This is a genomic window from Bacillus sp. B25(2016b), assembly GCF_001679765.1.
GTDB lineage: Bacteria > Bacillota > Bacilli > Bacillales > Bacillaceae_G > Bacillus_A > Bacillus_A thuringiensis_K.
Map to the genome: position 1 here is coordinate 2,136,101 of NZ_CP016285.1, position 13,411 is coordinate 2,149,511.

Below are 13,411 nucleotides of genomic sequence, written 5' to 3' on the forward strand. Positions count from 1 at the left end.
TACATAATAAAGGGGTAGTAAAGAATGCCTAACAGTCAAAAGATTCGTCATTCGTTATCATCTGCGCAGTCTGGTATGTGGTTTGCGCAACAATTAGATCCGCTTAATCCAATTTATAATACTGGGGAATATGTAGAAATAAACGGAAATATTCATCAAGACATTTTTGAATTAGCTGTACGTAAAGTTGTAATGGAAGCAGAAGCACTTCATGTTCGCTTCGAAGAGGATGAAATTGGCCCATGGCAAGTTATTGAAGAATCACAGTTTCATATGCATTTTATTGACGTTCGTAAAGAAGAAAATCCTGAAGAAGCTGCTAAAGTATGGATGAAAAATGATTTATCTATGCCAGTCAATTTGAAAAAAGATACTTTATTTACTGAAGCACTTATTCAAGTCGAAAATAATCGTTTCTTTTGGTATCAGCGCATCCATCACATTGTGATGGATGGCTATGGATTTTCACTTCTTAGCCAAAAAGTAGCAAATGAGTATACATCACTTATAGAAGAAACCAACAAGAATGAAAAGCCATTTGGTTCTCTTGCAAAAGTCGTGCAAGAAGATATTGAGTATCGTGAGTCTAAACAATTTCAGGAAGATCGTATTTTTTGGTTAGAAAAGTATGAAGATGAACCAGAAGTTGTAAGTTTGGCAGAACGAGCACCGAGAACATCAAATGGATTTTCACGAGAAACAGCTTATTTATCTAGTTCTAGCACGAAAACTTTACTAGAAGATATCAATATTTCGTTAACAAGTTGGCCGGAATTCATTGTCGCTATAACAAGTATTTATATGCATAAATTAACAGGTGAAAATGATATTGTTTTAGGTTTACCGATGATGGGACGTCTAGGTTCTGTATCTATTCATACACCAAGTATGGTAATGAATTTAGTTCCACTTCGTATTACAGTAACTCCAAATATAACTTTTGCGGAATTATTGCAACAAGTTTCTAAAGAAATCCGAGATGTACGTCGCCATTATAAATACCGTCATGAGGAATTAAGAAGAGACTTAAAGTTACTAGGTGAAAATCAAAGGTTGTTTGGACCGTTAGTGAATGTTATGCCTTTTGATTACGGGCTTAACTTTGCGGGGAATCGTGGTATTACACATAATTTATCAGCGGGACCTGTCGATGATTTATCAATAAATGTATATAAACGTTTTGATCAAAATGAGCTAATGATTCATTTTGATGCAAATCCTGAAGTATATAATGGCGCGGAGCTAGCATTGCATAAAGAAAGATTTATGAATTTATTTGAATTAGTAGTAAATAATTATGAGAAAAACGAGTCGATTGGAAAAATAAACATTACTCTGCCTGGAGAAAATCATAAAGTTTTATTGGAATGGAATGAAACGAAGGAAGACGATGAATTAATCAGTCTGCCTATATCATTTGAAAAACAAGTGAAAAAAAATCCCAATAAACTAGCGATTACTTGTGACGGTGTAAACCTTACGTATAAAGAGCTAAATGAACGAGCGAATGAACTAGCACATTATTTAGTAGAAGAAGGAATACGACCAAACCAGTTTGTAGCTTTAGTATTCCCTAGATCAATAGAAATGGTAGTTAGTATGCTAGCAGTCTTAAAGGCTGGTGCAGCGTATTTACCAATAGATCCAGAATACCCAGGAGAAAGAGTTAATTATATAGTAAATGATGCAAAACCAGTTTGTATCATAACACATTCATCTGTTTCATCTAAGTTAGTTATAGAAAATGATATGGAAAAAATTGTATTAGATGAAGAGGAAACGAAACTAGCGTTACATACATATTCTCGTATGAATATAGCATGTAAGAATGATGTATCACTTTTAAACCCAGCCTATACAATATATACTTCAGGCTCAACAGGAAACCCAAAAGGTGTAATTGTTCCTATGAGAGGTTTAAGTAACTTTTTAATGGCTATGCAACAAAAGTTTTCATTAAATGAAAATGATCATTTATTAGCAGTTACAACGTTTGCATTTGATATTTCTGCACTAGAAATTTATTTACCTCTTATTAGTGGTGCAAGTTTAACAATTGCACAAAAAGAAGACATACAAGAGCCTTCTGCATTAACGACACTTTTACATGAAGAAAGAGTGACCATTATGCAGGCTACACCGACGCTTTGGCAGGCGTTAGTAACTGATTACCCAGAGAAGCTACAAGGGCTAAACATACTTGTTGGTGGTGAAGCTCTTCCAGCACATTTAGCAAATAAATTAAAAGAATTAGGTTGCTCAATAACCAATTTATATGGACCAACTGAAACGACGATTTGGTCTACTTTCATGAACATTGATGAAGGTGAAAAGGGTATACCTCCTATTGGAAAGCCAATTTGCAATACAGAAGTGTATGTATTGGATGCAGGGTTACAACCAGTTCCACCTGGAGTTATTGGGGAATTATATATTGCAGGGGAAGGACTTGCAAGCGGATATTTAGGAAAACCTGAGTTAACAGCTGAACGATTTGTTGCAAATCCTTATGGAGAACGAGGACAGCGCATGTACCGTACAGGTGATCTAGTAAAATGGCGCAATGATGGTGTGTTAGAATATGTGAGCCGCGCAGATCATCAAATTAAAATTCGTGGTTTCCGAATTGAATTAGCTGAAATTGAAATGGTATTACAACGACATGAAAATATTCAACAAGCGGTTGTAATGGTACGAGAAGATCGCCCAAATGATAAGCGCATCATTGCGTATATCGTTGCAGAAGAAAAGGAACTGATTAATCTTTCACAAATTCGTTCTTATGTTTCAGAAAGTTTAGCGAATTATATGATACCATCAGCATTTGTTGTGCTAGAAGAATTACCATTAACGCCAAATGGTAAGGTGGATAGAAAGAAATTACCTGCTCCTGATTTTAATGGAATGAACAATGAGAGGGTTGCTAGAAATCCGAAAGAAGAAATATTATGTGATTTATTTGCAGAAGTACTCGGTGTTTCTCGAATTAGCATTGATGATAATTTCTTTGAAATGGGTGGACATTCCCTTCTAGCATCTCGTTTAATGGCAAGAATTCGTGAAACGTTAAGTGTGGAATTAGGAATCGGGAAACTATTTGAATCACCAACTGTTGCCGAACTGGCGAAACAATTAGACCATGCCAAAAGCGCAAGACCAGCTATTCAGAAAGCAAGTAGGCCAAATGAAGTTCCACTTTCATTTGCACAGCGCAGGTTATGGTTCTTAAATTGTTTAGAAGGTCCAAGTCCTACTTATAATATTCCGCTAGTCATTCGTATGAATGGAATATTGAATCGAGAAGCATTACAAGGTGCTTTTTATGATGTAGTTGAGAAACATGAAACACTTAGAACAATTTTCCCTAACGTATTAGGTAGTTCCTATCAGAAAATTTTAGATATGGAAAACTTAAATCTACAAATGGTTATAACTAATACATGTAAAGATGAATTAGAAAGTGTACTTTCAGAGGCGGTAAGATATAGCTTTAACCTCGATTTTGAGCCGGCAGTTCGTTTGCAACTTTTTACAGTGAGTGAAAACGAACATGTATTATTAATTCTATTACATCATATTGTAGGTGATGGCTGGTCATTACAGCCGTTAACGAGAGATTTTACAGCGGCGTATAAAGCGCGATGTCAAGGTGAAAGAATTCAGCTGGAGTCACTTCCCGTTCAATACGCAGATTATGCACTTTGGCAACAGCAATTGCTAGGTGATGAAACGACACCAGAGAGTCTTATTTCAACACAATTAGATTTTTGGAAAGAAGAACTTAAAGGTTTACCAGACCAAATGGAGTTACCTACAGATTTCCAGCGTCCAATTGAGACGAGTTACCGCGGGGAAACAATTCATTTTCATATAGATGAAGAAATGCATAGTAGGTTAGTAGAGCTTGCACGTGAAAATGGAGCTAGTTTGTTTATGGTATTGCAAGCAGGGCTTAGTGCACTATTTACAAGATTAGGTGCAGGCACTGATATACCAATTGGAAGTCCGATTGCTGGAAGAAATGATGATGTACTCTCTGACATAGTCGGCTTATTTGTAAATACATTAGTGTTACGTACAAATACATCAGGAGATCCAAGTTTTAAAGAATTATTGAATAGAGTAAAGCAGACAAATCTTGCAGCTTATGAAAATCAAGATGTTCCATTTGAACGACTCGTTGAAGTGTTAAACCCAGTGCGTACTCGAAATAGTCATCCGCTATTTCAAGTTATGTTAGCTTTCCAAAATACGCCAGAAGCAATCTTTGATGCCCCGGATATAGAAGCGAACCTTGAAATTCAAAGCGTCGGTTCTGCAAAATTTGACTTAACATTTGAAATTAGTGAGAGTAACGGGGGTGACGGTACTCCGAACGGTTTACATGGATTACTAGAGTTTAGTACCGATTTATATAAACGTGAAACGGTTCAAAAACTAATAGAACGATTCATTTTGTTATTAGATGATGCAGCGAAACATCCGGATCGATCCATTGGCAGATTAGAAATATTAACTGTAGCAGAGAAAAATACAGTGTTAGAAAAGTGGAATGGTGGTTTTCAAATTGCACCAGAAATGACATTGCCACAATTATTTGAAAAGCAGGCTCATATAAATCCAAATTCTATTGCTGTTGTCTTTGAAGATAAGAAATTAACTTATGAAGAGTTAAATAGAAAAGCAAATAAAATAGCTCGATTCCTAATAGCAAAAGGGATTGGTCCTGATCAACTCGTTGCTTTAGCGATGCCAAGATCATTAAACATGGTTGTAAGCTTATTAGCTGTTCTTAAAGCTGGTGCTGGATACCTTCCGTTAGATCCAGATTACCCAGCAGACCGTATTTCATTTATGCTACACGATGCGAAACCATCATGTGTTTTAACGAATTCAGAAGTGGAAATTGAATGTAATGAGGCACTAAAAGTTTTAATTGATAATGTAAAAGTAATAGCAGAAGTTGAGAAATATAGTGAAGACAATATTGATGAAGTGGAACGTATTAAGCCATTATCTCCATCACATATTGCTTACGTTATTTATACGTCAGGGTCAACGGGTAGACCGAAAGGCGTTATGATACCTCATCAAAATGTAGTAAGACTTTTAGGAGCAACTGATCATTGGTTCCAGTTTGACGAAAACGATGTTTGGACGATGTTCCATTCATATGCTTTTGATTTCTCGGTTTGGGAAATTTGGGGACCTTTATTATACGGAGGGCGTTTAGTTGTAGTGCCACATACTGTAAGTCGCTCACCGAAAGAATTTTTACAGCTTCTTGTTAAAGAAAAGGTTACGATTTTAAACCAAACTCCATCAGCGTTCTATCAATTGATGCAAGCAGATCGTGAAAATGAAGAGATTGGCCAAAAATTATCTTTACGATATGTTGTTTTTGGAGGAGAAGCACTTGAGCTAAGTCGCTTAGAAGAGTGGTATAGTCGACATCCTCATAAAGCACTAAAGCTTATTAATATGTACGGTATTACGGAGACGACAGTACATGTTAGTTATATTGAATTAGATGAAACTATCGTCTCTTTACGAGCAAATAGTTTAATTGGGTGCAGTATACCTGACCTTAAAGTGTATGTGTTAGATAACTATTTACAACCAGTGCCACCTGGAGTAGTTGGAGAAATGTATGTTGCAGGTGCAGGGCTTGCGCGTGGATATTTAGGAAGAGCAGGATTAACGGCTGAACGCTTTATCGCAGATCCATTTGGCAAGCCAGGTACAAGAATGTATCGTACAGGAGACTTAGCTCGCTGGCGTAAAGATGGGACGCTAGATTATATAGGACGTGCAGATCATCAAATCAAAATTCGTGGATTCCGAATTGAATTAGGAGAAATAGAAGCAGTCATAATGAAGCACCCTAAAGTTGAGCAAGTAGCCGTTATTGTACGTGAAGATCAACCAGGGGATAAACGGTTAGTTTCTTATATCGTTGCATCAAATAATGAAGCGATTGATACGAATGAAATGCGTCAGTTTGCTAGTGGTAGTTTACCAGATTATATGGTTCCATACGCTTTTGTAGTAGTAAATGAGTTACCTTTAACTCCAAACGGTAAATTAGATAGAAAGGCATTGCCAGCTCCAGAATTTATCGCATCATCTTCTAGTCGTGGTCCAAGAACACCGCAAGAAGAAATGTTATGTGACTTGTTTACAGAAGTGCTAAGTGTACCTCAAATTGGAATTGATGACGGATTCTTTGATCTTGGTGGCCATTCACTCCTTGCAGTGCAACTTATGAGCCGCATGAAAGAGGCGCTTGGAGTGGAACTAAATATTGGCACTTTATTTGCAGCACCGACTGTTGCAGGGTTAGCTGAAAGACTTGAGATGGGGAATGGTCAAAGTGCACTTGATGTGTTGCTTCCTTTACGAGCAAGTGGCGATCAATTACCACTATTTTGTGTACATCCAGCTGGTGGATTAAGTTGGTGCTATGCAGGACTTATGAAATCTTTAGGAACAGATTATCCAATCTATGGTGTACAAGCACGAGGTATTGCTAAAAATGAAGAACTTCCAAAAAGTTTAGAGGAGATGGCGGCGGATTACTTGAAACATGTTCGTGAAGTACAGCCTTATGGACCATATCGTTTACTAGGTTGGTCGCTTGGAGGAAATGTTGTGCATGCAATGGCGGCGCAATTACAAAATGAAGGGGAAGAAGTAGAATTACTCGTTATGCTTGACTCTTATCCTGGACACTTCTTACCGAATACGGAAGCGCCTACTGAAGAGGAAGCGTTAATCGCATTACTTGCTTTAGGCGGATATGACCCAGATAACATGGATGGTAAACCACTTACAATGGAAAGTGCAGTTGAAATCCTTCGTAAAGATGGAAGTGCATTAGCAAGTCTTGAAGAAGAGACTATATTGAACTTGAAAGAAACATATGTAAATTCAGTAGGGTTGTTAGGGAAATATGTACCGAAAGTTTATAACGGAGATATCTTATTCTTTAGATCTACTGTTATACCAGACTGGTTTGATCCTATTTCTCCAAATACGTGGCTAAATTATTTAGATGGGCAAATTGTGCAGCACGATATTGATTGTAGACATAAAGATCTATGTCAGCCAGGTCCACTTACGGAAATTGGACAAGTATTAGCGAAATATTTGCAGAATAAGAAAGGGGTAAGTAGAGTATGACGAATCCATTTGAAAATGATAATTACACATATAAAGTATTAATAAATGAGGAGGGCCAGTATTCTCTCTGGCCTGCTTTTCTCGATGTACCTATTGGCTGGAATGTCGTATATGAAGAAGCTAGTAGGCAGAGTTGCTTAGAATATGTTGAATATAACTGGAAAGATTTGAATCCACAAGGTAATCAAGTTCGCGAAAAAACATTAGTAGGAAAACGATAATGAAAGAAAAACTAAATCCAAAAGTAGTTGTAAGTATCGTTTATATAACTGCGATGTTTATGGCTGCGATGGACGCAACGATTGTAAATGTAGCACTGCAAACGATAAGTAGAGAACTACAAGTACCTCCATCTGCAATGGGGACGGTTAATGTTGGGTATTTAGTTAGTTTAGCTGTTTTCCTTCCGATTTCTGGTTGGTTAGGAGATCGTTTTGGTACGAAAAGAGTGTTTTTAATTGCTCTTTTCGTATTTACAATTGCATCTGCTTTATGCGGAATGGCTAACGATATTACTTCATTGAATATTTTCCGTATTATTCAAGGTGCTGGCGGAGGGCTTTTAACACCGGTTGGAATGGCGATGTTATTTCGAACATTTTCACCAGAGGAAAGACCGAAGATTTCCCGGTTCATTATACTTCCAATTGCTGTAGCACCAGCAATTGGTCCTATCATCGGTGGTTTCTTTGTAGATCAAATGTCTTGGCGTTGGGCATTTTATATTAATCTACCGTTTGGAATCGTTGCATTGCTATTTGGACTTCTATTTTTAGCAGAACATGTTGAAAAATCAGCTGGTCGCTTTGATTCGCTCGGCTTTATTTTATCAGCACCAGGATTTGCGATGCTCATATATGCACTCAGCCAGGGACCATCAAAAGGGTGGATTTCTCCAGAAATTATGAGTACTGGGATAGCTGGGGTTGTATTCATTACATTGTTTATAATTGTAGAACTGAAAGTAAAGCAACCGATGTTAGATTTACGCTTATTAAAAGAACCAGTCTTTAGAAAGATGAGCCTTATATCATTATTTTCATCAGCTGGTTTATTAGGAATGTTATTTGTTTTTCCTCTTATGTATCAAAATGTGATAGGAGTTTCTGCACTGGAATCAGGACTTACGACATTTCCAGAGGCGATTGGATTAATGATTTCTTCACAAATTGTACCATGGTCATATAAGAAATTAGGAGCTCGAAAGGTAATTTCTATTGGATTAATTTGTACCGCGGTTATCTTTGTTTTATTAAGTTTTGTAAATCACGATACGAATCCGTGGCAAATCCGGGCATTATTGTTTGGTATCGGTATTTTCTTAGGTCAATCTGTCGGTGCGGTTCAATTTTCTGCCTTTAACAATATCACGCCGCCTTCTATGGGGAGAGCGACTACTATATTCAATGTGCAAAATCGACTAGGTTCAGCAATAGGAGTAGCGGTTTTAGCTAGTATACTAGCTGGTTTTGGAGGTAATAACGTTCAATCCGATTTTTTACCATATCAAGCAGCATTAATTGGGTCAGCAATATTTTTGCTCATAGCACTACTATTTTCTTTACGTATTTCCGATAAAGAGGTAATGTCAAAGAAGAAAGAAAAAACATTATCTGTATCAGAAAAAGAGAAAGTACTTGTCAATGAATAACAATATACGTATGCTTTTTTATGAAAATTGATATTCGTTGAATAAAGGAGAGTTTACATGATAGAAAGTAAAGTTGTAGATTCTATTCCAACTTTGAATGAGAATGATTGTCAAATATGGTGGGCAAGAATTTCGGATTTACAATCATGGCATTACAATTTACTAAATGATATAGAGCGAGAGAAAGCAAATTCGTATCATCATTCGGCAGATCGAGCTCGTTTTATAATAGGTTGCGTAATAAGTAGATTAGTTCTCGGCAAGATACTTTCTATGTCACCAGTCCAAGTACCAATTGATCGAATGTGCTCAGTATGTAAATTGCAGCATGGAAGACCACAATTACCAGAAGGTATGCCGCAATTATCCGTTTCGCATTCAGGTGAGTGGGTTGTCGTTGCATTTACAAAATCTGCACCTGTTGGCATAGATGTAGAACAAATGAATCCAAGTATAGATGTTATGAAAATGGCAGAAGGTGTATTAACAGACATTGAAATAGCGCAAGTTATGAAACTGTCAAATGAACAGAAAATAGAAGGTTTTTTAACATATTGGACTCGAAAAGAAGCGGTGCTGAAAGCGACAGGTGAAGGACTAATGATTCCACCAGTACATATTACAGTATCAGCTCCAAATGATCCTCCAAACTTGTTGGTTTTTAAGGATAGACAAGAGTTAGCAAGTAATACAGTGATGGAAGATGTAAGGCCTAGTTTAGATTATAGGGCTTCTGTTGCAATATTCAGTAAGGAAGTGACTGAAATTACGCAATTAGACGCAGCAGCACTTTTAAATCTTAAATAAAAAAATTACAGAAGAGGTGTTCCTCATGTTAGTAGCGGAAAATAGAAAGAATGAATTCACTTATAATGTACAAGCAATTAAAAATATTTTATTTTCTGGAGATACATCATCCATTCATGCTTTAGAAAAGCTTTTAAATGATACAGTTCAGTTTGATGTTCTTGAACAAGAGGCACTTGGTAGACAGTACATTCCGAAAGAAGCAAAGAATTTCTTTGATAAAGATGGAACATTTCTTTACCGTGTATCTAATGTTAGTTATAAAGGAAAGGTGTTATCTGAAAATCTAATTTTTGCAGACACTTCGTTTTTACCGGACGCAATAAAGAGTGAATTAGAGAGTAGAAATATTCCTGTTGAAAAGCTTATAGAAAAGATGGAAGTAAGAAGAAACGTATTATATGAAGGATATCAGCCATCTGGAAATATTATTGAATTGTTTGATGGATGTTCTGTTACAGCGAATGTGTATCCAACTAGAAAGTATCAAATTGTAAGTAACTGCAAATGTGTATTTTATATTTGTGAAGTGTATCATGCAGAGAATATAAAGCGATTGCTTAAATAAAAACAAGAAACCAGCCTATAAAATGGCTGGTTTCTTGTTTTTATTTAACAGCTTCTTTTAATTCTTTACCCGCTTTAAATGCAGGAACTTTACCAGCGGCGATTTGAATTTCTTCGCCAGTTTGCGGATTACGTCCTGTACGAGCAGATCTTTCGCGTACTTCAAAAGTTCCAAACCCGATTAGTTGAACCTTATCTCCAGATTGTAATGCATTAGCAATTGTGTCAAATACGGATTGTACAGCTGCAGAAGCGTCCTTTTGAGAAATATCAGCTGATTGGGCTACGTTTTTAATTAATTCTGTTTTGTTCATGTTTTCACCTCATAAAAAAATTTTTGGAATGAATGTTTTAGTATAATAGATAGTAAAGATAAAGCTATCACTATGATTAGAAAGAATACTATATAATTATGTTAATTTCGTTGCAAGAGACTGAATCCCTTCTATTATTTAGGGATTAATTAAGAATCGATGCATATAAAAAGCTTTAATATGAGGATGAGGGGGAGTATACGAATGATTTTTCGTGAAAAAAATGAGAAGGAAAGTATTTTAATTCGTCAACATGATCATGGTTTTTTAGCTGGAGAGATTGCAAAGCATATAAAAGAAGACTTTTTTGAAGATAAAACATATTTAAAAGAAACAGTTGATGCAATATATGAGCATGACAGAGGATGGATAGAGCTTGATAAAGTACCAATTTTGAATGATGCTAAAAATATTCCATATACATTTATGGATTGTCCAAGCCCATTACGTTTTGTTTTTTATACGATTGGGTTGAATGAAATTGAAAATTCTAATCCATACGGGGCATTGCTTTGTAGTAAACATTTTTTATCATTTCCACTAAACGAGGAAGATGAAGAAATGATGTCATTTTATAAACATGAATTAGAACGACAAAAAAGAATTTTGAAAACGTTAACAAAGGAACAGTTTGCGATGTTCGATAAGCATTATAGATTATTAAAGTTTTGTGATGAACTTTCTTTATACGTATGTATGAATAAGCCTGGTGTCAAAAAGAAAGATGAAATTGACTTATTTAAAGATGGTTTTGAAGGAACAGAAATGTTTAATAGTAAAGAGGAGAAACTTATTCAAGCTGAATGGGTGGACGAGGAAACAATTCGGATTACACCATTTCTATTTCAAACGGAATTTTATACGTATGTAAAATATAAAACGATAAATAAGCATGAAATGAAAGAAAAAGGGATTGCAAAGGCTGATAGAGAATCAGAAATGAAGAAACAAACCATTCGTTTCATACAATAAGGAGGTAATATAAATTGAAAGATTATATATTAAAACAGTGTGATTACCATGCTTGGGCTAATACTAGATTATTCAATCGATTAAAAGAGTTACCAAACTATGAGACAATTTTTAATGAGCAGATACAGTGTGTATTCCCATCCATTAAGGATACTTTTGTGCATATTTATATTACAGATCAAGTGTGGTTACATATATTGCATGGTAAAAGTATGAATGAAGCAATACAAGACCGAGAAGATTTACGAAAACAAATTGAAACTAAATCGTTACATGAATTAGAAAAAATGTTTGAAAACATGGCAAATCAATATAAAGAGTTTTTAATTACAATACAAGATGTGAATGCTGTATTTGTTATTGAGAATCCATACGTAGGGAAATTAGAAACTTCGATTTTAGAATTAGTGCAACATGTCGTAAATCATGGTACATATCATAGAGGAAATATAACAGCGATGATCCGTCAACTTGGTCATTCGTCGACAATGATGGATTTTGTACTGTATTTACATATGGTTAAAAAGCAGGGAGAGTAATATAGTTTGTAAGAAGGAGAGGCTGTAATTGTAGAAGTCTCTCCTTCTATTTTATCCGGCATTAATGGTAGATCGACCGATTAAAATTTTACTTTCTTTATTAAGAAGCTTTATTTTCTTGTAATTGCTTAGCGTATTGTACAGCCTTATATGCATTGACTCTACCATTTTTCCAGTACGTACCTGTACCACTAATTTTATCAGAAGTTGACTCAATAATTTGGCGGATTTGTGTATTGCTATATCCTTGATTTGCTAAAAGAGCAGCGACTCCTGCAACATGAGGTGTTGCCATAGATGTACCACTTAATGATTGATACGTGCTTCCTTTATATGTTGAATATATATTTGAACCTGGTGCTGCAACATCTACCCAGCTACCATAAGTAGAAAATGAAGATTTTCTATCTGATTGATCTGTAGAAGCAACTGCAATTACTTCGCTGTAATAAGCAGGGTAATTAGCTTTTGTGTTTCCAGCATTTCCAGCAGCTGCAACTATAACAGAGCCTTTATTCCATGCATATTGAACGGCTTGTTGTAATGCAGTACCACCATTTGGAGCTCCTAAACTTAAACTAATTACTTTTGCACCCGAATCAGCAGCTTCCCGAATACCTTGCGCTACAGCATCAAGAGTACCACTTCCTTGATTATCTAATACGCGGACAGCATAAATTGAAGTTTGTGGGGCAACACCAGCAATTCCGACACTGTTATTTGTAAGTGCTCCAGTAATTCCAGCGCAATGTGTACCATGACCATTACCATCATCAGATGTATTGTCATTATCAACATAATCATGCCCGTAAATTACTTTCGAAGCCAAATCAGGGTGTGATCCTTGAACTCCTGTATCAATAATAGCTACTTTTACACCAGGATCACTTCGTTGGCTATCCCAAGCCTGTGGAGCTTGAATCTTTTGCAATCCATATTGATTTTTAAAATATGGGTCGTTTGGAGTCCAAAAGGCGTGAACGTAATAATTCGGTTCTGCATATTCCACATCTGGATTATTTTTATAACTCTTTATTTTTTCTTTTACAGTACCTTTCGAAAATTGTACGACTTCAAAACCTAACTTATCATCTTTAGATAAGACATTAGCTCCGACAGATTTATGAAAAGATTGCACATTACTTAAAGATGCATTTTGCTTGAACTTAACGATTAATTGGTTAGGAACGTAATCAGTAGATGAAGTTTCAGCACTTGAAGTATTTGTGTTAAAGAAGAAACCACCAATAATAAATGACAAAACAGATAGGAAAGCAATGATTTTGTTTTTCAAAAGATTTTTCCTCCCTTTTCTTGGATGAGTTTTTCAGCGACTCTTTAATGTCGCATTCCTTTTCAACTATATAGTTAGACCATAC

9 protein-coding genes are annotated in these 13,411 nt (G+C 35.9%); 7 read left to right on the top strand and 2 right to left on the bottom strand.

What is annotated here, in order from left to right; translation table 11 throughout:
• The first annotated feature begins 24 nt into the window (after nucleotides 1–24).
• The 5 genes from BAQ53_RS11015 to BAQ53_RS11035 are packed head-to-tail and all read left to right on the top strand — an operon-like array spanning nucleotide 25 to nucleotide 10,208.
• Nucleotides 25–7,182 (top strand): amino acid adenylation domain-containing protein, encoded by a 7,158-nt coding sequence (locus BAQ53_RS11015; RefSeq protein WP_202822688.1) that lies wholly within the window; start codon nucleotides 25–27, stop codon nucleotides 7,180–7,182.
• On the top strand, nucleotides 7,179–7,403 hold the full coding sequence (locus BAQ53_RS11020; protein WP_000184059.1) for an MbtH family protein: 225 nt from the start codon (nucleotides 7,179–7,181) through the stop codon (nucleotides 7,401–7,403). The genes BAQ53_RS11015 and BAQ53_RS11020 overlap by 4 nt, the downstream gene beginning before the upstream one ends.
• Entirely contained in the window at nucleotides 7,403–8,833 is a 1,431-nt protein-coding gene (locus tag BAQ53_RS11025) for an MDR family MFS transporter (RefSeq protein ID WP_089148494.1), read from the top strand. Before BAQ53_RS11020 ends, BAQ53_RS11025 begins: the two co-directional genes overlap by 1 nt.
• Nucleotides 8,834–8,890: 57 nt before the next feature.
• Nucleotides 8,891–9,640, top strand: coding sequence for a 4'-phosphopantetheinyl transferase Sfp (gene sfp / locus BAQ53_RS11030; RefSeq protein WP_089148495.1), 750 nt, complete (start codon nucleotides 8,891–8,893; stop codon nucleotides 9,638–9,640).
• A 25-nt stretch (nucleotides 9,641–9,665) separates the two neighbouring features.
• Nucleotides 9,666–10,208 (top strand): cold-shock protein, encoded by a 543-nt coding sequence (locus tag BAQ53_RS11035; protein ID WP_208906845.1) that lies wholly within the window; start codon nucleotides 9,666–9,668, stop codon nucleotides 10,206–10,208.
• A gap of 40 nt (nucleotides 10,209–10,248) precedes the next feature.
• Here BAQ53_RS11035 and BAQ53_RS11040 read toward each other — a convergent pair whose 3' ends face one another.
• The gene (locus tag BAQ53_RS11040) at nucleotides 10,249–10,521 is read right to left on the bottom strand and encodes an HU family DNA-binding protein (protein ID WP_001043905.1); all 273 of its coding nucleotides are present in this window, start codon (nucleotides 10,519–10,521) and stop codon (nucleotides 10,249–10,251) included.
• 204 nt (nucleotides 10,522–10,725) lie between these two features.
• Here BAQ53_RS11040 and BAQ53_RS11045 point away from each other — a divergent pair, with 204 nt between their 5' ends.
• Nucleotides 10,726–11,493: a DUF3891 family protein gene (locus BAQ53_RS11045; protein WP_000577280.1), complete on the top strand. Its 768-nt coding sequence runs from the start codon at nucleotides 10,726–10,728 to the stop codon at nucleotides 11,491–11,493.
• A gap of 14 nt (nucleotides 11,494–11,507) precedes the next feature.
• Nucleotides 11,508–12,032 (top strand): DinB family protein, encoded by a 525-nt coding sequence (locus BAQ53_RS11050; RefSeq protein WP_089148496.1) that lies wholly within the window; start codon nucleotides 11,508–11,510, stop codon nucleotides 12,030–12,032.
• Between the two features lie 100 nt (nucleotides 12,033–12,132).
• Here BAQ53_RS11050 and BAQ53_RS11055 read toward each other — a convergent pair whose 3' ends face one another.
• A complete protein-coding gene (locus tag BAQ53_RS11055; RefSeq protein ID WP_000790911.1) occupies nucleotides 12,133–13,326 on the bottom strand; it encodes a S8 family peptidase in 1,194 nt (397 codons plus the stop codon).
• Between the last annotated feature and the right edge of the window lie 85 nt (nucleotides 13,327–13,411).

Bases quoted from the DNA above. Each gene is read 5' to 3' on its own strand.
- BAQ53_RS11015 (WP_202822688.1), top strand. From the start codon at position 25: ATGCCTAACAGTCAAAAGATTCGTCATTCGTTATCATCTGCGCAGTCT.
- BAQ53_RS11020 (WP_000184059.1), top strand. From the start codon at position 7,179: ATGACGAATCCATTTGAAAATGATAATTACACATATAAAGTATTAATA.
- BAQ53_RS11025 (WP_089148494.1), top strand. From the start codon at position 7,403: ATGAAAGAAAAACTAAATCCAAAAGTAGTTGTAAGTATCGTTTATATA.
- sfp (WP_089148495.1), top strand. From the start codon at position 8,891: ATGATAGAAAGTAAAGTTGTAGATTCTATTCCAACTTTGAATGAGAAT.
- BAQ53_RS11035 (WP_208906845.1), top strand. From the start codon at position 9,666: ATGTTAGTAGCGGAAAATAGAAAGAATGAATTCACTTATAATGTACAA.
- BAQ53_RS11040 (WP_001043905.1), bottom strand. From the start codon at position 10,521: ATGAACAAAACAGAATTAATTAAAAACGTAGCCCAATCAGCTGATATT.
- BAQ53_RS11045 (WP_000577280.1), top strand. From the start codon at position 10,726: ATGATTTTTCGTGAAAAAAATGAGAAGGAAAGTATTTTAATTCGTCAA.